Origin of the sequence: Streptomyces griseoviridis (assembly GCF_005222485.1) — a bacterium.
Lineage (GTDB): Bacteria > Actinomycetota > Actinomycetes > Streptomycetales > Streptomycetaceae > Streptomyces > Streptomyces hintoniae.
The window spans coordinates 3,191,067-3,211,819 of the sequence record NZ_CP029078.1; the positions used below are offsets into that span (position 1 = coordinate 3,191,067).

The 20,753-nt window shown below is 70.3% G+C and carries 14 protein-coding genes, 1 tRNA gene, 3 pseudogenes and 1 CRISPR repeat array (1 of these 19 only partly in view); of the genes and pseudogenes, 5 read left to right on the forward strand and 13 right to left on the reverse strand.

The annotated features are described in order from the left end of the window. Nucleotides 1-73: 73 nt before the first annotated feature. The 3 genes and pseudogenes from DDJ31_RS13210 to DDJ31_RS13220 all read right to left on the reverse strand — a co-directional run. Nucleotides 74-481, reverse strand: a pseudogene (locus tag DDJ31_RS13210) (single-stranded DNA-binding protein); the annotation flags it as partial. Nucleotides 482-748: 267 nt separating this feature from the next. Further along, nucleotides 749-3,187 (reverse strand): GTPase, encoded by a 2,439-nt coding sequence (locus tag DDJ31_RS13215; protein WP_346656286.1) that lies wholly within the window; start codon nucleotides 3,185-3,187, stop codon nucleotides 749-751. A 4-nt stretch (nucleotides 3,188-3,191) separates the two neighbouring features. After that, complete coding sequence (locus DDJ31_RS13220) at nucleotides 3,192-4,799, reverse strand: dynamin family protein (protein ID WP_127180070.1); 1,608 nt, start codon at nucleotides 4,797-4,799, stop codon at nucleotides 3,192-3,194. 320 nt (nucleotides 4,800-5,119) lie between these two features. On the opposite strand from DDJ31_RS13220, the gene DDJ31_RS13225 reads away from it, so the two are divergent. Beyond that, nucleotides 5,120-5,192, forward strand: a tRNA-Arg gene (locus tag DDJ31_RS13225). Nucleotides 5,193-5,479: 287 nt separating this feature from the next. Here the strand turns inward: DDJ31_RS13225 and DDJ31_RS13230 are convergent. After that, nucleotides 5,480-6,874, reverse strand: coding sequence for a tyrosine-type recombinase/integrase (locus DDJ31_RS13230; protein WP_240678227.1), 1,395 nt, complete (start codon nucleotides 6,872-6,874; stop codon nucleotides 5,480-5,482). Continuing rightward, on the reverse strand, nucleotides 6,871-7,242 hold the full coding sequence (locus DDJ31_RS40015; protein WP_437184206.1) for a helix-turn-helix transcriptional regulator: 372 nt from the start codon (nucleotides 7,240-7,242) through the stop codon (nucleotides 6,871-6,873). Before DDJ31_RS40015 ends, DDJ31_RS13230 begins: the two co-directional genes overlap by 4 nt. Nucleotides 7,243-7,768: 526 nt before the next feature. Between DDJ31_RS40015 and DDJ31_RS13240 the strand changes: the two are divergent. Further along, nucleotides 7,769-7,891: pseudogene (locus tag DDJ31_RS13240) on the forward strand (IS5/IS1182 family transposase); the annotation flags it as partial. Nucleotides 7,892-8,018: 127 nt separating this feature from the next. Here the strand turns inward: DDJ31_RS13240 and DDJ31_RS13245 are convergent. The 7 genes and pseudogenes from DDJ31_RS13245 to DDJ31_RS13275 form a co-directional block, all read right to left on the reverse strand. Next, nucleotides 8,019-10,097: a tetratricopeptide repeat protein gene (locus DDJ31_RS13245; protein WP_127180068.1), complete on the reverse strand. Its 2,079-nt coding sequence runs from the start codon at nucleotides 10,095-10,097 to the stop codon at nucleotides 8,019-8,021. Continuing rightward, on the reverse strand, nucleotides 10,090-10,497 hold the full coding sequence (locus tag DDJ31_RS13250; RefSeq protein WP_127180067.1) for a hypothetical protein: 408 nt from the start codon (nucleotides 10,495-10,497) through the stop codon (nucleotides 10,090-10,092). The genes DDJ31_RS13245 and DDJ31_RS13250 overlap by 8 nt, the downstream gene beginning before the upstream one ends. A gap of 104 nt (nucleotides 10,498-10,601) precedes the next feature. Beyond that, a pseudogene (locus tag DDJ31_RS13255) lies at nucleotides 10,602-11,133 on the reverse strand (IS5 family transposase); the annotation flags it as partial. A gap of 158 nt (nucleotides 11,134-11,291) precedes the next feature. Beyond that, nucleotides 11,292-11,762, reverse strand: a complete 471-nt coding sequence (locus DDJ31_RS13260) for a hypothetical protein (RefSeq protein ID WP_127180066.1) — start codon at nucleotides 11,760-11,762, stop codon at nucleotides 11,292-11,294. A 189-nt stretch (nucleotides 11,763-11,951) separates the two neighbouring features. After that, nucleotides 11,952-13,034: a hypothetical protein gene (locus DDJ31_RS13265; RefSeq protein ID WP_206280691.1), complete on the reverse strand. Its 1,083-nt coding sequence runs from the start codon at nucleotides 13,032-13,034 to the stop codon at nucleotides 11,952-11,954. Between the two features lie 10 nt (nucleotides 13,035-13,044). Next, a complete protein-coding gene (locus DDJ31_RS13270; RefSeq protein ID WP_127180065.1) occupies nucleotides 13,045-13,944 on the reverse strand; it encodes a sigma-70 family RNA polymerase sigma factor in 900 nt (299 codons plus the stop codon). Further along, on the reverse strand, nucleotides 13,941-14,156 hold the full coding sequence (locus tag DDJ31_RS13275; protein WP_127180064.1) for a hypothetical protein: 216 nt from the start codon (nucleotides 14,154-14,156) through the stop codon (nucleotides 13,941-13,943). The genes DDJ31_RS13270 and DDJ31_RS13275 overlap by 4 nt, the downstream gene beginning before the upstream one ends. Nucleotides 14,157-14,724: 568 nt before the next feature. Between DDJ31_RS13275 and DDJ31_RS13280 the strand changes: the two genes are divergently transcribed. The 3 genes from DDJ31_RS13280 to DDJ31_RS13290 all read left to right on the forward strand — a co-directional run bounded on the left by DDJ31_RS13280 (nucleotide 14,725) and on the right by DDJ31_RS13290 (nucleotide 16,667). Next, a complete protein-coding gene (locus DDJ31_RS13280; protein ID WP_127180063.1) occupies nucleotides 14,725-15,204 on the forward strand; it encodes a hypothetical protein in 480 nt (159 codons plus the stop codon). A 28-nt stretch (nucleotides 15,205-15,232) separates the two neighbouring features. After that, on the forward strand, nucleotides 15,233-15,496 hold the full coding sequence (locus DDJ31_RS13285) for a hypothetical protein (protein WP_127180062.1): 264 nt from the start codon (nucleotides 15,233-15,235) through the stop codon (nucleotides 15,494-15,496). Between the two features lie 499 nt (nucleotides 15,497-15,995). Continuing rightward, on the forward strand, nucleotides 15,996-16,667 hold the full coding sequence (locus tag DDJ31_RS13290) for an HNH endonuclease family protein (protein ID WP_431028143.1): 672 nt from the start codon (nucleotides 15,996-15,998) through the stop codon (nucleotides 16,665-16,667). 495 nt (nucleotides 16,668-17,162) lie between these two features. Here DDJ31_RS13290 and DDJ31_RS13295 read toward each other — a convergent pair whose 3' ends face one another. Beyond that, nucleotides 17,163-18,158 carry a hypothetical protein gene (locus DDJ31_RS13295; RefSeq protein ID WP_127180061.1) on the reverse strand — a complete coding sequence of 332 codons (996 nt, stop codon included), beginning with the start codon at nucleotides 18,156-18,158 and terminating at the stop codon, nucleotides 17,163-17,165. A 937-nt stretch (nucleotides 18,159-19,095) separates the two neighbouring features. After that, nucleotides 19,096-20,753: direct repeats of the CRISPR family, unit length 29 nt; unit sequence GGGACCAACCCCGCGGGCGCGGGGAGCAG; it runs 628 nt beyond the window's last position.

The following is a 20,753-nucleotide window of genomic DNA, read 5'->3' on the forward strand; positions in this document are numbered from 1 at the left end:
GGCCCGTGGTGTCCGCGGCGCCCGTGGTGTCCGTGGTGTCCGCGCCGCCCGTCGGCGGCTCCGAAGTGGGCGTCGGCGTCTCCCAGTTGGGTTCCGGCCTGGTGGGCCGCGCCGCCGTCTCCGGTTTGTTCGCCCGGCGGAACGCCGAGGTGCCGCGGGCGAGATCGTGGCCGATCGTCACCGCGTCCAGGTCGGCCGAGGTCCAGCTCTGCCCCTCGCGCACCTCCGTGCGCACCCGCAACCGGCCCTGCACGACGACCGGGTCGCCGACGCTGAGCGACGCCGCCGCGTTCGTGGCGAGCTGGCGGTTGGCCCACACCGTGAAGAAGTTGGTGTGCCCGTCCGTCCAGGTGTTCTTCTCCCGGTCCCAGTACCGCGAGGTGACCGCCAGCCGGAACCGCGCCGACGGACCCGCCGCCAACTCCCGGTACACCGGCTGGGTCGCCACGTTCCCGACGGCGCAGATGATCGTCTCGTTCATGGTTCGCCCCTCCCCGCCCGGCCTCTCGGACCGGGCGGACACGCCTACGGGCCCGTCCCGTACGGCGGCTGTCGACTTCCGTGGCGACCGCGTCCACCGCGATCGCCGCGAAGCCAGACTGCCTCCGCCGAGCCGAGCCCGCTGAGCCCTGTGGACCACCGCCCGCCTGTGGAAAACCCCATCACCCGGACGAGCGACCCCGCGTCCCGCCCCCGGTTCCCCTCTGCCCTCCCCTGCCTCCCTCCCCTCCCGTCTCCCACCCCCGTCTCACCCGGCCCCGACACCGACCCCGGCCGTCGCCCCCACCCCTGTGACCCGCGCGTACTGCTCCCGCACCTCCCGGTAGCGCAGCAGCTCCGCCGCCACCGGGTCCAGGACGCGGGCCCGGCCGCAGCCCGCCGCCGCCTCCCGCAGCCGCCGTTCCGCGTCCGTGCCGTAGCGGCGGGCCGGGCCGCGTGCGGCCAGCCGGCAGCTCCACTCGACCAGCGGCCCCCCGACGATGCCGAGCACCATCAGCAGCACCGGCACCCCCAGGTTCGGCGCCATGAGGTCGACGATCTGGCCGGCGAGCCAGAGCCCGCCGACGATCTGGAGGATCGTCATGGCCGCCTGGGTGAGCACCGCCGCGGGCCACCAGCCAGGCCGCGGGGGCCGTCCTGGCGGCAGTCCGGCCCGCGCCGCCAGCTCGTCGAGCGCCTCGGGCAGCCCCTGCGAGCCCCGTACGGCGGCCTCCCGCACGGCCTGTGCCCAGGGCGCGGGCAGCCCCGTCGAGGCGCGTTCGGAGAGCGTCCGGACGGCGTGTTCCACGCGCTGTCTCGCGGTGGCCTCCTCGTCGGCCTGGTTGCGCAGCGGGAACCGTCCGGTGGGCGAGTCGTACCGGTCCTGGTACCAGCGCCACAGCCGCAGCCACGGCGTGCCGCACGCGCGGTTGGCGTTGCGCAGCCAGGCGCGTTCGGCGGCCTCGCCGGCGGCGGTGGCGCCGACCGCCTCCGCGAGCCGGTCGGCGAACTCGTCGCGCGCCTCTTCGCTCAGGCCGATCCGGCGCCGGGTGGCGTAGACGGGCCTGAGTCCCGCCGCCGCGTTGTCGAGGTCGGCGGCGATCCGCCGGGCGGGCGCCCCACGTTCCGCGACGAACTGGCCGAGTGACTCGCGCAGTTCGCCGACGCCGTCGCCGGTGAGCGCGGACAGGGCGAGCACGGTGGCGCCGGGTTCGCCGTACTCGCCGAGCGCGATGCCGTCCTCGTCGAGGAGGCGGCGCAGATCGTCGAGGACCTGCTCGGTGGCCTCGCCCGGCAGCCGGTCGGTCTGGTTGAGGACGACGAACATGACCTCGGCGTGTCCGGCCATGGGCCGCAGGTACCGCTCGTGCAGGACGGCGTCCGCGTACTTCTCCGGGTCGACGACCCAGACGACGGCGTCGACGAGCGCGAGGACGCGGTCGACCTGTTCGCGGTGCTGGACGGCGGCCGAGTCGTGGTCGGGCAGGTCGATGAGGACCAGGCCGCGCAGCTGCGCCTCCGCCTCCACGCTCTGCACCGGGCGCCGCCGCAGCCGTCCGGGGATGCCGAGCCGGTCGAGGAGGGTCGCGGCGCCGTCGCTCCAGCTGCACGCGATGGGCGCGGACGTGGTGGGGCGGCGCACGCCGGTCTCCGAGATGGTCACCCCCGCGAGGGAATTGAACAGCTGGGACTTGCCGCTTCCGGTCGCGCCCGCGATGGCGACGACGGTGTGCTGGCCCGAGAGCCTGCGCCGGGCGGCGGCCTCGTCGAGGACACGTCCCGCCTCGGCGAGGGTGCGGCTGTCGAGACGGGTGCGGGAGAGGCCGACGAGTTCGCGCAGGGCGTCGAGGCGGGCGCGCAGGGGGCCGTCGTAGGCGAGGGGCGCGGCGAGGGCCTGCGCGCTGGGGCCGCGGGTCTCGACGACGGCGACGGGTTCGGGAGCCGCGGCGCCCTCGATGACGCGCCGGGCGATCAGCCCGTCGTCCCAGGCACCGGCGGGCGCGGACTCGGGGGCGGGGGCGGGGCCGCTCGGTGGGAGGGGTACGTCGTGGCGTGGCGTGTTCCTGTCGGTGTCCCGGCGGCGGCGCGGCGCGTCGCCGTCCACGCGCGCGTGCCGGGCCCGCCCGATCCCGACAGCCGCGTACACCCGCTCGGCACCGGTCAGTTCATGTTCGGGGGCGGCTTCCGCCACCTGGGGAGCGGCGTCGTGGACGACGTCGGGAACGGCATCGGGAACGGCGTCGGGATCATCGTCAGCGGGGCGCTCGTCGGAGGACCCGACGGGCGAGCGGCCGGACGGCTCGTCGGCCTCCTCCTCGCCGGTGTCCTCGACGGCGCCGTTCTCGACCGGGCCGTTCTCGCGAACGCCGTCGAAGGAGCCGTCCTCAAGGGCGTAACCCTCCGGACGGTCGCCCTCCGAAACACAGTCCTGCGGAGCACCACGCTCCCGAACGCGGTCGTCCGGAACGTCGTCGTCCGCAACGTCGTCCCGCCGAACGTCGTTCTCCGGGCCCCGGTCCTCGGCCGGCCGCCCGTCGGGTTCGGGGTCGCCCGGCCGCTCGTTCTGCTCCACGTGCCCGCGCACCGGACCGCGCTCCTCGGCCGGGCCCCGGCCGGGCTCCTCGCCTCTGCGCTGCTCCTCGGCTCCGTCCCGGTTCTGGCTCCGGCTGCGGGTCTGTTCCTGGCCCTGGTCGGTGACGGCGGTCATGCGGTCACTTCTCCTTCTGAAGTACGGACAGCGCGGCGATCAGTTCGGCCTGGGGTTCGGGGTGGACGTCGAGGGCGTCGAGCGGGGCGAGCCGGCGTTCGCGTTCGGCGTGCATGACGCGGTCGAGGTGCTCGGCGAGCAGCCGTCCGCCGCGGTCGCGCAGCCGCAGCGCCCCGTGCGCGCCGAGCCGCTCGGCGAGCCCCTCGCCGGCGGAGCGGGCCCGCCGCCCGCCGAGCAGCGCGGTGGCGACGAGCGCGGCGACCACCTCGGGGTCGGGCGCGACATTGCGGTCGAGGTCGCGGATCTCGTCCTCGGCGTACTCCTCAAGCTCGCGCCGCCACCGTCGGACGGCCAGCCCGATGCGGTGCTCGGGGGTCTCGAGGGACGGGTCGCGGTCGGCGAGGCCGGGGGCGCCCGCGGCGGGTTCGCGGCGCCACGCGTCGTCGACGCGCTCGTCGGCAGCGGTGACGGCGCACAGCAGCAGCGCGCCGAGGCTCTCCACGAGCGCGTCGAGGAGTTCGGCGGCGGTGCAGTCGAGGGGGAAGGCACGCCAGCGTTTGAGGGCGCCGCCCGCGAGCACGGCGCCCGCCTGCAACCGCCCACGCACGCGGGTGTGTTCGCTGTCGTAGGCGCCGTCGACGGCGGCGGTGAGCCGGAGCGAGGCGGCGTACTGCGCGGCGGCGGCACCGGCCAGTTCGGGCATCCGGGCCTTGAGGGAGTCGAGGACGCCGTGCGCGGTGCGGGCGAGGGCCTGCCCGCGGGCGGCGGGGTCCTGGACGTGGTGGACGAGCCAGGAGCGCAGCGGCGCGACGGCGCTGGCCGGGAGCAGCCCGCCGCCCCAGGCGGACTCGGGGAGTTCGGGCACGGTGAAGCGCGGCACATGGCCGAGTCCGGCCTTGGTGAGGAGGGCACCGTACTGCCTCGACACCTCGGAGGCGACCTGGTGCGGCACCCGGTCGAGGACGGTGACGAGCGTGGCGTCGTACTCCTTGGCGGTGCGCAGCAGATGCCAGGGGACGGCGTCGGCGTAGCGGGACGCCGTGGTGACCATGACCCAGATGTCGGCGGCGCAGATGAGTTCGGCGGCCAGCACGCGGTTGTCGGCGATCAGGGAGTCGACGTCGGGGGCGTCGAGGAGGGCGAGTCCGCGCGGGACGCTGTCGACGGTCTCGACGCGCAGCACGCGCGCGGGGTTCTGGCCGGGAAGGAGCAGGTCGTCGCCGGCCTCCTGGTGCGGTACCCAGACGCGGGTGAGGTCGGGCAGCACTCTCATCCCGCTGAACCAGTGGTGGTCCTCCGGATGACACACCAGGACCGGCGTCCGGGTGGTCGGCCGCAGCACGCCCGCCTCGCTCACCCGTCGGCCCACGAGGGAGTTGACGAGGGTCGACTTGCCGGCGCCGGTGGAGCCGCCGATGACGACGAGCAGGGGTGCTTCGGGTTGCCGCAGTCGGGGCACCAGGTAGTCGTCGAGCTGGGCGAGCAGTTCGTCGCGGTTGGCACGCGCGCGGGGAGCCCCCGCCAGGGGCAGCGGGAAGCGTGCGGCGGCGACACGGTCGCGCAGGGCGGAGAGTGCGTCGAGCAGCTGAGGCCGTACGTCCAAGGTCACCACATGCGAAGAATGCCCAATTTTAGGGGAATTCTGAAGCATATGGGTATGCCTGCGCGCCGACAGGACACAAGGGGCGGAAGGGATGACCGGGACATGGGGGCAGCCCAGGCATAACGAGTGCACAACACCCGGTGCGCCGGGCGGCAAAAGCGATGCACGATTCGTACCTGCCTGCGATTATCAGGACCGCTTCACTGAACCTCCACATTGAGCCACGGAGGCGAAGCAACAGGGACAAGGTCGCGGGAGCCCTATCCTTGTCCCGGCATCGTCACGGCCCAGGCCCACACCCGGGCCGCACGACAGAGGCCACCACACCGGCCCCCGTAGCTCAGTGGATAGAGCAGGCGCCTTCTAAGCGCTTGGCCGCAGGTTCGAGTCCTGCCGGGGGCGCTCTCCCACATCCCGTGCACGCCCTCCTCCGGGAGGGCGTTTCTGCTGGTCAGGCCGCATTTAGCCTTCGCGGAGATCCAGCGTACGCCCGTTCGCCGACAAGCGTGGGAGTCCGACTAACACCGGCTGAAACTGGGTCTCTACGGGTGTCTGTCCCCCATGCGTCCCCCAGTCTCCGCGACCATAGATGCACCCAGATGCACCAATGGAACCCCTGCCGAGCAACGCCGAAGGGCGGTCGGGACCCCATCCACAAGGGTCCCAGACCGCCCTTCTCACTTCTGCGGCTACTCGGCCTCGACGACATATCTGACGTCGACGATCTGCTGCAGGTAATTGTCCCTCTGCCCGACGATGCAACGCGCATAGATGGCCAGGAGCACGGGCACGCTGTTCCCAGCCCACTCGGCGACCTGGGCCGGGGGTATGCCCTTGTTGAGCCACGCGGTCAGGCAGGTGTGCCGGCAGTCGTACACGCGCTTCCCTGCAGGCGACTCGTAATCATGCGGCTGGAGAACCTCCTCTCGGGCCTTGTCCCAGACTCGCCGAAACACCGAGCCCGCCAGTCTGCCGCCGAACTCTCCGGGGAAAAGGAGGTCAGTGGGCTTGAGCTTGTACTCGGCGATGACCTCGCGAAGGAAGGCGACAAGGTCAGGGTGGATGGGCACCGTTCGAGTGTCGCCCTCCGCTCGCCCCTTCAGGTCACGGTCATCGTGAGGCTCTCCGCTGTCGGTCCATTGGCTGCCGACCTCCGGCCGGGCGCTGTGGACAATGAACTCGCCCCAGCCTGTTTCCGGCAGCGTGGCGTCACTTACGTATAGCGCGACGGCTTCCTCCGGGCGGAGTCCGGCGTAGCAGAGGGTCGCGAAGAAGGCCCGATAGAGGGTCCCCCGCCGCAGGGGCCGCTTGCCGATCCAATCGAGGAGCGCGGTGACCTGCTCGGGGTTCAGCAGAGAGCGTTTGTCGATGGCCTGAGCAACCTTGGGGGCGCCCCCTCCACTGCCCTTGCCCTTCGGCAGAGGGTTCTGCCGGAGTATGCCGTGGCGGACGGCATACTCCATCGCCAGGTTCATGATCCGCCGGTTGCGTGACACGGAACTGGCCGCCGCGGCGGTGCCGTCCAGCAGCGTTCCGAAAGCTGAGACGACCGCATCGACTCGGTCCGACTGCTCCCAGGCAGCCATCGACAGGGCATTGCGCTGGACCCAGTCGAGGATGACTCGAACGTCGTCGGGCATCGGCTCTTCGGGGTTGGTTCGGCGTTTGAAGTTGAAAGCCCACTCGCGCAACGCGGTCCGCACTATGACCGGGTCGAACTGCTTCGGGGGCGTCCGGAGCAAGGCGATGGTCGCGGAGGTCAGCGCCTTGGCCACGTTCTTCCGCTGGTTGGCGGAGACGTGTGGCCAGGTCTTGTCGACGAACTCGACCGCGAAGTCGTACCAGTTGGTGTCCGCGGCCTTGCTGGAGTACGAGACCGGCACACCGGTCTCGACGCTGAAGGGTTCGCCGCGCTTGACTGCAGTCAGCAGATCGGAGCGCCGGGCGTCGGCGAGCGCTTTGGTCGCGAAGGTCTTGCTGTGCTTCTTCGTGCCGACCTTCCAGACAACCTTGTAGGTGTATCCGTTCGCTCGCGCCCGACGCTCGATGCTGTAGACCCGTACGTCGAAAGTTCCGTCGATCAAGTTGCGTCCTCGCAGTCACTAAGCCAGTTTTCGAAATCGCTTCGGCGTACCCGGAGGCTGCCGTTTGGAAGTCGGATGCAGCGTGGCCCTCTTCCTTTCTGCCGCCACTCGTAGAAAGTGGATCGAGCTATCCCCAACTCGACACACACGTCATCGACCGTCAGCTTTCCTCCAGTTCGCACCGCTACTGCCACGTCGATACTTCGCAGTCGCCACGAAAAGGGCTTGGTGTCGGTGCAAGATGGAAAAGGGCAGGGGGTATCGCGGATCGGTACACGGGGGGCAGTCCTTGCGGGAAGCGAGGAGTGACAGGGCGCAGCAGCGCCTCGCGCGGTCCGCGCCAGGACGGCCGCCTGCCGACGGCACACGCTGCCTACGGCACAGGAGCCGTAGCAGAACTGCCTCGCGACTCCTCTTGCCAACGCGAAGCTGCCTGCGTCCGCGACAGCTCCACCGCCAAGCGCAGCCGAGAAGCGAACACATCAATCGTCGCGACGATCGCCGGTTTGGCTAACCGGCGATCGTCGGTTATGTTGCCGGACTCATCACGCACTCGGCATCTCCTTAGCCTGTCGTCGACGGATGGAGGCAGGTGTACGTCGACGGTAAAGAGCACAGGTGAGGTGAAGCGGACAGATCGAGAGCGGCCTCAGCCAGATGGCACTCCGCACAGGTGCCGCGTCGACGAGCCAATCAACCCGTCGTGCGCATCCCGAACACCCACGACGGATAAGGGCAATCGAGCAACTAGGCCTTGGGTCTGGATTCCCGCAGATGTTGTACGTTGACATGACCGCGCGCAGTTATCCAGCGCTGCCGCGATCTTTCCTGTCTGCCGTAGGCGAATACACCACTTAGGCCGTGTCCTATGTGGTGTTCGCCGTCGGTCTGCGTATGGGGCGAGGTACGCGGAGTTGGATTGTTACGGACGGGCTGTGGGAGATCGCGGAGCCGCTGATCCCACCGTTGAAGGTGCGGCAGCAGGGCGGGGGAACCCAGGACACACCTGATGAGACAGCGGGTGAGCGGGGGCACTGAGGCGCTGCCGGAGGCCGCGTGCGGGTGGGCGGGCGGGCGGGCGGTACGAGCCGGACCCAGGTCTCACCGGGCTCGGCGGCCGTTCGCCGGCCGCCGAGCCCAGGGGTCATCCGGCTTGGTGCCGCTCACCGGGGACGCGCTGCCAGTGGGCGGCGTTGTCGCGGATGATCCGGAGGTCCACCTCGTCGAAACCCAGTGGTCCCAGGTCGTGTTCGAGCAGTTCGGTGTACGCGGCGGCAGCCCCGGCGGCGTCGCCGTCCTTGCCGCGCAGGACGGCGAGGAACCACAGCGTGGTCAAGGTGTCCGGGTGGCCGCGGCCCAGCCTGCGCGTGTGGTCCTCCAGTCGCGCTTCGTAGGCGGCGCGGGTGCCGGGGTGGTCGGGGCTGAACACCGTCACCTCGTCGGAGCGGAGTTCCGCGAGGGTGGCCGCCGCACGTGCCGTGTCCCCCAGGCGTTCCTGCCAATGTGCGAGGCTCCGGCGGGTGGCGAGGGTGGCGGCGTGCTCGGGCCCCAGGACCCGCTCGTGGTCGGCGCGCAACTGGAGGAAGTCGGCCACCGCGCCCGCCATGTCCCCGGTGGTTCCACGCAGATGGGCGAGTTCGTACCGGGTGTCGAGGGTGTCCGGGTCGTCGGGGCCGAGGACGCGCTCCTGCGCGGCGAGGAGTTTGGTGAAGGCTGCCACGGCTCCGGCCGTGTCGCCCGTCTCACCGAGCAGCCAGGCCAGGTTGTGCCGGACGGGGAAGATGTTGAGGTCGTCGGCTCCCCAGACCCGTTCCATGTCCGGGATCAGGTTCACCAGTGCGGTGATCGCCCCGGCGGTGTCTCCGGCCTGTGACTGAATGTAGGCAAGGTTGGCCCTGGCGGCGAGGGTCTGTCCGTCGTCGGGGCCCAACTCGCGGGCCATCGCGTCGGCTTGCCGTTGCCCCTCGTCGATGACGGCGGTCAGGTACCGAGGTTCCCCGGCCAGGTCGGCAGGGGTCTTCCAGTCGGACAACCAGTCGGGCTCTTCCGCGCGCTGGTCGCGGCTCACCGCAGGCAGGAGGCTCCCGACAAAGAACGCCCGCCAGCTTCCGTAGCCCCTGCGGTACACGGCGTCGTGCTCCGTCCACATGAACGGCCCGTACGTTTTGGTCAGGACCTGCTCGCGCACTTGCTGGACGTATCTCTGGATATAGGGCAGCCGCATCGCGGTGGTGAGCAGCCGGCTCGCGGCGTCGTCGTCACCGCGGCGGAACGCGATGTCCGACAGGATGGATACGGTGGTGTAGTAAGCCTCGCACGCTTCGGTCGCACGGCGTGCGCTGTGCCACGCGGTGATCATTAACTGCGCCTCGCGGTGCAGGAGTTCGCGCGGGCTGCGTGCGTCGCGAAAGGGATTGTCCGGCGCCAGGCTCCCCACGGTGAGCATGAAGTTGAAGCACGCGGTGAAGGTGGCGGCGTCGGCCGTGAGTTCCTCGCTCTCCTCGGCGGATATGTCCAGCACGGATGCCATGTGTTCCGGGATCAGTGCTGCCGCCTGCCGGTGCCGCGTGGGCAGGAGGTCTCCGTTACGGATGTGGGCCAGTTCGTGTGTCAGGGCGAACGCGAGCGCCGCGTCGTAGCAGGAACTCGGCCCTCCGTCGGGACCTCTGGACTTCTGCATCGCCAGGACGACCATGCTCATGGGCACCGGTGCCTCGCCGAGCCGTTCCATCGCTCGCACATAGCGGCTGAGGATAAGGGCGAGGGACTCCTGCGCGTGCATGGTGGCGGCTTCCCATCCGTCCGGCAGGTCCTCCGGGAGGTACGGATGGGCGATGTTCATGCCCCAGGCGATCTCGGCGCTGAGCTGAACCGCGAGGGGGGAGACGCCGATGAGGAAGCCGGTGGCCGAGCCGGGATTCTCGAAGACGCGCGACTCCACCGCGTCCGACGGAAGACAGAACGCCTCGACAGAACCGGCCAGTTCCAGCGCCTTGTCCCGGTCCTCGGGCGGGAAGGTGGCGAGCAGACCGTCGAGCAGCGTCCGGACCTGGCGTTGAGTGCGGTCGAAATACATCTCCCAGGCTTTGTGCGGATCCTCCTCGCCGCTGATCCACCGCAGGTAGGCCGAGTCGGCGAACGCCAGGCTCATCTCCCGTGCCTCTTCAGCGAGTTCGAGGTTCTGCTGGTCCCGGAAGAGAATGCTGCGCCCAGGGTCAGGCATTCCCCTGCTCCTCGGTGCCGCCGCTGCCGGCCCGCTTCGGGAATGCTCCGGTGATGGCGTCCGCCAGCCCGGCGCCGTCCCGGACGGTCACCTCTCCGGACGCGGAGCGTACGATGACGTGGCCGCGCGGCAACGCCGGGTCCTGGCGGATGGTCAGGTGGCCTCCCATCGCGTCGATCACGACGCCTTTGCTCCACGCCTTACGCAACGTGTTGATCAGATAGGCGAGGGCGTGTGTCGCCACCGAGCCGATCATCAGTATGTCGGCCAGAGGCACGGTCCCCCGCGCGTCCACGCCCTTGCCCACACTCGCGGCCGCCTCGAACGCGGCCTCGGCGGCGGCCCGTGATTCCGGATCACCGGGAGCGAACACATTCACCCGGACCCGCTCGCTGTCCATGTCCAACCTGGCCCCCTTGGCACACGACTCTGCCCATTCGACTCTAATCCAGCCCGGACGGTTCGCTCAGCCTTTCCAATGCTGTGCCTTACATAGACCGTGTTCTACGGGGTGTGGCGGACCAGTCGCCTATAGCAGCATAGGGTCGCGGCGAGGCCGAGAAAGGCCAGGTAGTTGCGGGGGTAGCGTTCGTAGCGGTGGTTGAGGCGGCGATAGCCGGACAGCCACGACCGTCCGCTCGATCACCCACCTACGGCGGCCCAACCGTTCGAACTGGGCTCGATGCCTTTACGAGCGATGCGCACGCCGATGCGCTTGCCTCGTAACCATTTACGCAGGTGGGGGACGTCATACGCCTTTTCGGCGTGCGGGCGTTGGGGCTTGAAGTGGCGGCCCGGTGGGGGGCGTGTCTCGTTTGGTGGCCCTCGACTATGGGCTTCAGCCCTTCGCTGTCGTGGGTGTTGCCGGCCGAGACGCCAACGACCAGGGGCAGTCCGTTCGCGTCCGACAGGACGTGCATCTTGGAACCCGGCTTGCCCTGGTCCACAGGGCTCGGGTTGTATGGTCGCCCCCCTTTTTTTTAGCCCTGCCGTGGGCGGTGTCGAGGACGACGCGGGTGACGCCGATGAGCCCAGCGGCAGGCCCCAGCCAAGGAGTCCACGCCCCCGTTCCAGGACGTTTGGATCAGTGGGTCGTTGGTCCGAGTGTGCCGCCGACTGATGCGCAGTGGGCACAGCAGACCTTGGCCGCGGCGGCCGGCTGCAGTCCAGGAACGAGGCAATGGTGCGGTGCGGTCAGGTGACCGTGTAGGGCCTGGGGTAGCCCAGCTGCTCGTACCGTACGGTCTCGGCGTGGAGGTGCTGAAGGGCTGCGGTGCGGCCGTGGGTTTCCAGCAGCAGGACTGCGGTGCAGATCGCGACGGCGTGGACGCGATCGATCGGCCTCAGGCCCTCCACCGCTGCGGCGAGCCCCGACTCCCTTCTGGCGACCCGGTGTACGGCCGTCATCATCGCCAGTTCGGTCTCCAGCGGCGCCAGCGCCGCGGTGGCGTCGAGCTCCCGCACCGGCATCGGCGGTTCCCCCAGCTCGTCGAAGAGCGCGTCGTGCTCCAGGACCAGCCACGTCAGGACACGCTCCAGCAGGCCGGTGTCCGGGTCGGTCAGGACCGTCACGACCTGACCGCGGTCCTGGGCCAGGTAGGCCCGCGTCAGATCAGCCGCCCGCCACATCGCGTCGATCAGCCACGGGTCGTCAGGTTCCGTCATGCCTTCACTTCTAGCGGACTTGCAGACGTGACGGCGGGCTTCCCCTGAATTCATCCGCTGCGGGTGCCAGGGCAGGGCGACGGTGCTACCAGGCATCGCTGGCATACGTACGTCACCCGGCGCTGGCCCCCTCGGGAATCCGGGCCGCGAGCAGAAGGGCTCTGGGCGTTCTGGGCCGTGTGTGCCGTCCTACAGCCCGCGGAAGCGTAGGGCCGGGGCGGCGGGGCCGGGTGGCGCCGGGGTGCCGAAGCCGGAGGGCCCGGATGAGAAGCGTGTGGTCAGGGGCCGGAACCGGCTGAGGATGTAGGGCACTCCTCTGCCGTGGGCGTCCGTGCTGCGGGCCGCGGTGGCGGCTTCCCAGCAGACGGCGACCGCCTGCTTGAAGAACACCACCTGAACCGACTTGGGCCTTCTGCCGGCCTCGTCTGTCACCTCCACCAGAAGCCGGTTGGGCCCGCGAGACGGGACCTCCGACGCCACGTGCCGGGCTGGTGTAACGGCTGGCGCCCGATTGGGCAGGTCCGTGGAGGGCGCTGTGGATACGGCGCCGGGCCAGTCTTCTCGGGAGGACGCTGCCACGATGACCCCGAGCAGTTCGTCGAAGTTCTGCCCCGGAAGAGGGATTTCGAGGTCGGGATGGAGGTCGTAGCCGATGGCGACGGCGGAGGCGACGAAGTCGATGACGTTGCGTGCGGTGGTGGTCTGCCGGCGGGGGGCGGCCCGGGTGAGGTGGCTGAGGACGCGCAGGACGGTGGACAGGCTCGAGTCAGCGGTCATCAACCGATAGGCGGGGCCGTGCTCGCCGGGGCCGGTGGTGCCGTTGTCCTGCTGTGCGTGTTCCCCGGCCTGAGCCCGCCACAGGGCCGCGGCGTGGGTGTCCCCGCGGGCCAGGTGCTGGAGGTACAGGCAGTAGGAGGCCGGTGCGTCGTCGGCGCCGGCCGCGTACTGCCACCAGAAGCGGGCGCCGTCGTCGGCGCCCGCGAGCTGGAGGAAGCATCCGAGGATCCACGCGGCACGCGGCTGCGGCACCTGGTCGGTGAGGAAGTCGGCGAGCTGCTCGGCGGTGCAGTGGGCGACGACCGCCTCGCACAGGACGGTCAGGCTCCGTGCGGCGCCGTCGTCGGCTGCCTCGGTCCCGTGGCAGCCGGCGAGAAGGTCCTCGTTGTCGATGAACTGGGCGTAGCCCAGGTCGTCGTAGGGGACCACGTCGGAGGGGACCTGCGGGCTGTCCAGGAGCCGGGACTGGGCGAGGAGGGCGTCGATGCTGCTCATGGCGGGGTGATCACTCCTGGGTGTCGGGGCGGGGGCTGAGCTGTTCCAGCGCCCCTCGGGCGTGGTGGTCCAGGGTGTGGGTGAGGGCCGGGGACAGGCCGAGGATGCCGGGCACGGCCTCGGGTGCGATGCCGCACAGGTAGCGCAGGATGAGGACGTCCATGTTCTGCTCGGGCAGGCCGGCGATCGTGTCGAAGAACCGGGCGAGGGCGTCGATGTGTGCCAGGCGCTCGGTGAGAGCGGGGATGCCTGCCTGCGCGACGGTGGAGAACGCGGCGGCCCGCAGGTCAGGGCGTCCGTCTTCCCGACGGGGGGTACGGGCCATGACCCTGGAGCGCAGCAGTTTCCACGCGTGGCGGGGTGTGTCGGGGCTGGCGGTTGCTTCGTTCCAGGTCAGCCAGAGGATGTCGAACGTCTCCGTCACCACCAGGCGGGCACGCTCGTCGGATTGGAGGAAGGCGCGGGCGTAGGCGGTGTAGGGCGGTCCCATGGCCTGGGTCAGCCCGCGGTGGGCGACCGGCTGCACCTCGCCCGTGGGCGGCGGGGCGTCGTTGATCCCGCTGATGATCCAGTCACGGTCCTTGCCCGCCTCCGCGGCGGCCACGCTCCACAGCCGACGCAGCGGGGTGAGCGGGATGTTTCTGTCGAGAACGCGGACCACGCTGCTGGTGATCCCCCAGCCCGGGTAGTAGTCGGTACCGCGCAGGAGTTCGGAGATGCGAGTCTTGGAGTACCCGGAAAGTCCGACGAGTTCGTCGAGGGTTAACCCGGTCGCGGTCAGGCGGGCGCGGACCGGCTCCAGCCAGGTCCGGTGCGCCGCGCCCGCCGTGTCGCAGATCGGCCCGGGCGGGCGACCGCGGCGACTGGGAGGGTCCTCTCCGGGCTGGCCGGAGACGTTGTGCGGTGTCACCGTGACGGCCCCTCACTCCGGCCCGGCGCGGCGGCCGGAGGCGTCCCGGGAGGGGTGTCCGTGCCGAGTGCGGAGACGATCTGCTGGATGAGGAGTCCGAGGGAGGGCAGCAGCGCGGCAACGGCCGCGAGCTGCCCCAGCACGGTCATCACCGTGCTCCACGCGAGGACCGCGGCCAGCACGGCCATGGTCATCACCTGCCGTTGAGTCACTGGAATGCACCTTCCCTTGAGGGGACGCGGGTGGTCTGGAACGGCTCCTCCGGCGCGGTGCTGACGCGCGCCGGAGGAGTTGGGGGACAGCATGGTGCGCCGGGCGTACGCCTCTCAACGCGAATCGGGACTTGCGGAACAATGCCCGCGCGCCCGGGGGCGCAGGCTCTACTCCATGACGGCACCCAACGGAGGCAGATCATGGCGGATTGAACGCTTTTGATGGCAGAGCCGTACTGCTGGTGGAAGCGCTCGGGGGATGACGCACTATAGACAGGGACGCCTCCCCCGGCGTTGCACCTTCCGGTCTGGAAGGCCCACGCGGGGCCCCTTGTGCTGAAGAACGACCGAAGGGGAACCCGCACCGCTTCCGTCCAGCCGGCAACAGCTGGACGGAAGCGGCACGGCCGCCCGCCACAGCGGCACCTTCCCCGACCCGCTCGGACACCCTCGAACCGGCCGTTCCCGGCGGCGGTCTGCTCCGTCCGGTCTCCGCCCGAAGGCGGGCCGCTCCTCTCCTCCGTAGCGTCTGAGCGGGACGTACCGAGCGACCGGACGGGGAGACAACATGGACTACCGGACGAGAATCCCGGCGGCGCTACTCGCCGCAGCGAGCGCGGCCGTCGTTGCCGCAGGACCCGCTGGCGCGCGCCCGGACGACACCGGCGGCGCCGCGGTCCGGTTCGCCGCCGGCGGGGCGTCGTGCACGGCGACGCCCAACAACCCGCACCGCTCCAGCGGGCGCCCCGACGGGAGGATCCTGTTCAAGACCCGGGTCACCTGCACGAGCACCTATCCGTCGGTGACCGTCCGCATCAGGGGCAGTCTCCAGCGGGGGCCGCTCGTCGGACCGAAAGTCGTCGTCACGACGTCGGACCAGACGCAGGTCGTCAAGAGCGGGAAGGCCGCGACGTTCTACACGCCGCTGGAAAGCGGTACCCAGGTACGCGAGGCGGGCATGTACACCGGCTTCATCTCGGGTCAGATCACCGCGCCCTCCCCCGGCAACTTCGACGGCGGGCACAGCAAGACCGTCAAGGTCGCCTAGACCTCGCCGCCCGGCATAGTCTCACTTCATGGAGATTCGCGGTATTGATCCCAGAGACATCAGCTGGGAACAGGACCACGCCGACTACCGCGTCTACTTCTGGGACCGCTCGACCAACACCTCCTGGGAGTACGAGATCCTGGACCAGGTCGACATCGGTGAGCTCCTCGCCTGGACCAGGCAGTACGCCGCCGAGCACGGCTGGACCTACACCCTGTACACCGTCGCTGACGACGACGGCCGCCGCGGACTCATCCGCCTCGACGGCGTCCTGGGTGACCCCTTCGACTGACCGCAGCTCGTGTCCCGCGACAAATCCTGCGGGCAGCGCGCTTCAGAGCGCGGTGACGGCATCCACCCCGCCCGGCGGCGGGCGCCGTCCCGTGTCGCCACGCGGTGCGGTCATGTTCGGCGGCGAGGGACGGCGGGTGCGTGCGAGAGCGGGCGGCGGGCCAGCGAAGCGATCAGCCGCTGGCGATGCCCGGGCCACGGCCCGGCGGAACGGTGGGCGCGGACGGTTTCGCCGCGGGCGCGGCGACGAGCTTGCCCGGCGGGCTGCTGGCACACAGCACAAGTACTGCCAGAACATAAGCAAACTGGCTAAATGTCATCTTATCGGCGGTTGAGTGCTGCCAAGGTCGCTGTGCCTGCGGCAGCAAAAGACCCGCACAAGGCCTGCCTGTGTGACTTACCGCCCGTGCGGGTGAACCCGCGACAGACCGGGAGCTGCACGAGCACTGTTCCCGCTACGAAGATCACGACCGTTTCGTGATCGTCGTGAGGGAGCCCCCGTGCGTTCCATCCGTGCCCCACGGACCGCGGCCGCGGTGCTGTCCGTGTCCGCTGTCCTGCTCGCCCCCGCCACCGCGCACGCCGCCGGCCCCGGCGGCAGGGTCGCGCTGCCCGTCCGTGACGCCCTCGCCGCCCTGCACGTGCAGGCCGAGGACCGCGCCGGCTACGAGCGCACAAAGTTCCGGCACTGGATCGACGCCGACCACGACGGCTGCTCGACCCGGGCCGAAGTCCTCCTCGAGGAAGCCGTCACCACACCGGAGAAAGGCGCCGGCTGCAAGCTGACCGGGGGGACCTGGTACTCGCCGTACGACGACACCTACCTCGACAGCGCGAGTGCCGCGGACATCGATCACATGGTGCCGCTCGCCGAAGCGTGGGACTCCGGCGCCTCCGCCTGGACCGCGAAGCGGCGCGAGGCGTACGCCAACGACGTCGACGACCCCCGCTCCCTGATCGCGGTCTCCGCACGCTCCAACCGCAGCAAGGCCGACCAGGACCCCGCGACCTGGCAGCCGCCCGCGACCGGCTACCGCTGCACCTACGCCGTCAACTGGGTCACGGTGAAGACCCGCTGGAGCCTGACGATCGACCCTGCCGAGAAGACCGCCCTCATTGACATCCTCAGCGCCTGCCCCAACGCCCCGGTCGAGGTGATTCCCGCCTCCTGAACACGAGGCCGACCTGCCGATACGGGGGAAGCGGCGGGCCGGAGGGACATGGCCTTGGTATCCGGTCTCCTCCGCGAGGTTTCCTGAAGCTGGAGGGCGTCGTCGCGCCGCGCGTGGCCGCGGACTGCGCGCGGCTGCACCTCCCAGCCGGTGGTGGCAGCCGGGGTGGCACTGATGTCTTCGCCGGCAGCCAGCCGCTCGAAGAGCGCCTCGTCCTCGTCGTCCGCGCCGGTACCGGCCAGCGCCCAGCGTACGAGGGCGACGGATAGGTCGGTGGCCCGGACGTGCTCGATCTTGCGGTCGGACTCAGCGGGGCGGGGGGGGCAGCACCAGGGCCGAGTGGTGCCGAGCGTCTCGAGCTGTGCGCCGAGTGGCGCGCTCTGCACACCGAAGCGGTCTCCCGACAGCGCCTCACGGCCTACAGTCAGCTTGCAATGGTGTCCGGAGCCATCGTCAGTGGCTCCGGACACCATCTGCCGGTGCTTTCTTCGGGACTCAGTAGTCCTGGGGCGCGCGGGGGGCGTTGGGTCCGGCTCGTTCGTAGAGCTCACGGATCGCGTCCACCAGGTCCTGGTGGTCGCTGAGGCTGACGTTGTCGCTGTCGATGGCGTACCCGACCAGGCTGAACATCTGGTGGATCAGGCGGGCATACCTGACCGGTGTCAACGGTGCGGGCGCGGGGACCGGAGGAGCCTGACAAGGGTTGGCGGCGAGTTCCCGCGCGGCCGCTTCGGCCTCTTGGTGGGCCTTCTGCGCCGCGACCGTTTCGATGAGTTTTTCCGGCCAGGGGGTGCGCAGAGGGGCCGGGTCACTCGCCCCGTCACGGCGCGCGTGGATGATGGCGACCTGGTTGGCTCGGGCGACCTTCGGGCATGAGTCGGCGCGTTGCTGGAGGTCGGTGAGGGCGGCGAGACGTTGGCCCACGACGGTGATCTCGGCATCGTGCTGGAGCGCCCAGTGCTGCTCGGCCCTGCGGTTGCGCTGGGTACGAGCGGCTTCGACTCGGTCGCCTTGGGTCAGCGAGTGGCCGATGATGCCGTCCATGTCGTGGCGTAGCTGCAGATAGCGGCGCTCGGCTGACTGCCGACTGCCCACTTCCAGAGCGGGGGCAAGGCGGGACCATGTGATGTTCTTGCGGCGGGCGGCCGCGATCAGACGTGGTTCATCGATCTGGAGTTTGTCACGCAGGGCGCGCTGGACAAGCAGGGCCGCGAGCAGGTCGGTCTCGCCCAAGTCCTCCAGCACGCCGAACTCGATGAGGTCGAGGATCCGGTCATACTTTTCCGAGACCTCTGCCAGCGTCCCGCTGTGCTCCAGCAGGCGGGGAATCTTGGAGAGTTCCCCCAGCCATGCGTCTGGGTCGATTACCCCGGGTGACTTCAGATGATTCCAGGCGTCGATTCGATGTGTCTCTGCTGCCGGTCGCCGTTGTGTCGTCTTACAGGCGACGTTTTTTGTCGTCTGTAAGACGACGCTGGGTGATTCGAGCATGGGTCCCTCCAGTGAAATCAGATATGACCAATTCATTCGCCGTGGCCGGGAGCGGCTTTTGGGTCATGACGAAGTCGTCTGCGCCGACGCAAAGCCCTGGTCAGGGCTCCCTTTGCCGCGCCGGTGGCGAGAACCAGGACGCCGGCGACGTACTCAGGCCAGGCCTGGGTCATCAGGTCGTTCAACATTGCAGTTCAGTGCGCCCGCGAACGCACCCGCTCCTTTGCTTGCCCAAGGAAGAGGACTGATCCTTTCTTGTCGTCATGCAGGCTGCACGCCATGACGATTGACCGAGTACTGCCAGGTGACGCCTCTGTCTCGGTAGAGCGATGCTGGCATTGCCGAACATTCTTAGGCCACGGGCAAGTGCCGCACCTCTCTTTGCCGGAGATTGGAGGGGTGGCGAACCATGGCGATTTTTCAGCACGCACAGAAACATCCCATTGTGCCCCGTTTTGGATTTCTTGGTGATCCCTAAACGGAATTTTCTATTCAGCATGTGCGGCTGGCACGCGAGGCGGACCCCCGGAGGCGCAGCACGACGCGTCCTGCCGCCGAAAAGATCAGGCGCAGCTCGCAGCAAGGCGAAAGCTGCCAAGCGCCTGCTCGGCTCCCGGACCCCTATCTCTGACCCGGGTGTGAAGTAACGTTCAGAGCTTCGTGGCCACGATCTTCTTGAGCTGACGGGGCACGGACTTGGTCTTGTCGAGGCACCCGTACACCGTCGACGGCGGGACGCCGGACATGCCGACGTCTGCTGGATGGTCTTCCCCCGCTCATCAACGAGCCGTTGAGTGAGCGCGGCCTGGTCTGCCGTGAGCCGGGACGCTTCCGCCCACCTTCCCGCGCGGGAGGCAAGCCCGTCGTGACCAGAGAGGGCCACCCCTGCGGGCGCAGCGAGCAGGGTGACGGTGCGCCTGGACGTCGGTGGCCGGGTGGGACCAACCCCGCGGGCGCGGGGAGCAGAGCACGCCGGTGAGGTGGAACTCGCGGCGCTCGGGACCAACCCCGCGGGCGCGGGGAGCAGATCTGTTCGCCCGGGAGGGCTGGGCGTCCCTCGGGACCAACCCCGCGGGCGCGGGGAGCAGTGACCCCGGCAAGGAGGCGCCGGGCCTGCTTCGGGGACCAACCCCGCAGGCGCGGGGAGCAGCCGGCCCGAGAGCCGATGTCCGACTGAGCGTCGGGACCAACCCCGCGGGCGCGGGGAGCAGACGCCGCCCTCGAGGCCGCTCCGGTCGACGGAGGGACCAACCCCGCGGGCGCGGGGAGCAGAGCTTCCGCCGGTAGCGCACGAACAGATCGTGGGGACCAACCCCGCGGGCGCGGGAGCAGGACTGGGCCGCCCTCAAGTCGAAGGGCGTCGTGGGACCAACCCCGCGGGCGCGAGGAGCAGATCCGGGCGTGGGACTGGACGTTCCAGGCGGCGGGACCAACCCCGCGGGCGCGGGGAGCAGAGGTAGTGGCCGATGGCCTCCCTCAGATCGTCGGGACCAACCCCGCGGGCGCGGGGAGCAGCACGGGAAATCCGGCGACACACCGACATCAAGGGGGCCAACCCCGCGGGCGCGGGGAGCAGAAGTCGACGATCCTCACCGTGGCGTGCAGTGCGGGACCAACCCCGCGGGCGCGGGGAGCAGAAGTCGTATTTCGCGGGGTCGACGACGAAATGGGGACCAACCCCGCGGGCGCGGGGAGCAGCGCGGGACGGCCGTCGCGCAGCTCGTGGCCGAGGGACCAACCCCGCGGGCGCGGGGAGCAGAACGACAACGGCCGCACGTGGCTTCCGGCCGTGGGACCAACCCCGCGGGCGCGGGGAGCAGTCGTCCCCACGGGCCTTGTCCTCCAGCTCCTTGGGACCAACCCCGCGGGCGCGGGGAGCAGCACTTCGACACGGCCGCGGTCCGCGTGGTGCAGGGACCAACCCCGCGGGTGCGGGGAGCAGTCGTCGGCGAGCGCCTGCTGGTGCTCGGCGAAGGGACCAACCCCGCGGGCGCGGGGAGCAGAGCCCGGTGTCCCAGACGACCCGCAGGTACACGGGACCAACCCCGCGGGCGCGGGGAGCAGATGGTGGTCAACGTGCTCGCCTCGGTGCTCCAGGGACCAACCCCGCGGGCGCGGGGAGCAGGAGAACCCTCAGCCCGGGCTGGTCCTCCCAGCGGGACCAACCCCGCGGGCGCGGGGAGCAGCGCCGCCGACCCGGCGGCGGCCGACACCGTCCGGGACCAACCCCGCGGGCGCGGGGAGCAGGAGAACCCTCAGCCCGGGCTGGTCCTCCCAGCGGGACCAACCCCGCGGGCGCGGGGAGCAGCGCCGCCGACCCGGCGGCGGCCGACACCGTCCGGGACCAACCCCGCGGGCGCGGGGAGCAGGAGAACCCTCAGCCCGGGCTGGTCCTCCCAGCGGGACCAACCCCGCGGGCGCGGGGAGCAGCGCCGCCGACCCGGCGGCGGCCGACACCGTCCGGGACCAACCCCGCGGGCGCGGGGAGCAGCTGCCGGGGCGTCATCGGTATCGGAGTCCGCTGGGACCAACCCCGCGGGCGCGGGGAGCAGCCTGTCGATCGGCCCCGGGGTGTGGTCGAGCGGGGACCAACCC

Excerpts from the sequence above, each read along its gene's own strand:
- DDJ31_RS13215 (WP_346656286.1), bottom strand. The coding sequence starts at position 3,187 with ATGACCGCCGTCACCGACCAGGGCCAGGAACAGACCCGCAGCCGGAGC.
- DDJ31_RS13245 (WP_127180068.1), bottom strand. The coding sequence starts at position 10,097 with ATGCCTGACCCTGGGCGCAGCATTCTCTTCCGGGACCAGCAGAACCTC.
- DDJ31_RS13250 (WP_127180067.1), bottom strand. The coding sequence starts at position 10,497 with ATGGACAGCGAGCGGGTCCGGGTGAATGTGTTCGCTCCCGGTGATCCG.
- DDJ31_RS13260 (WP_127180066.1), bottom strand. The coding sequence starts at position 11,762 with ATGACGGAACCTGACGACCCGTGGCTGATCGACGCGATGTGGCGGGCG.
- DDJ31_RS13265 (WP_206280691.1), bottom strand. The coding sequence starts at position 13,034 with ATGAGCAGCATCGACGCCCTCCTCGCCCAGTCCCGGCTCCTGGACAGC.
- DDJ31_RS13280 (WP_127180063.1), top strand. The coding sequence starts at position 14,725 with ATGGACTACCGGACGAGAATCCCGGCGGCGCTACTCGCCGCAGCGAGC.
- DDJ31_RS13285 (WP_127180062.1), top strand. The coding sequence starts at position 15,233 with ATGGAGATTCGCGGTATTGATCCCAGAGACATCAGCTGGGAACAGGAC.
- DDJ31_RS13295 (WP_127180061.1), bottom strand. The coding sequence starts at position 18,158 with ATGCTCGAATCACCCAGCGTCGTCTTACAGACGACAAAAAACGTCGCC.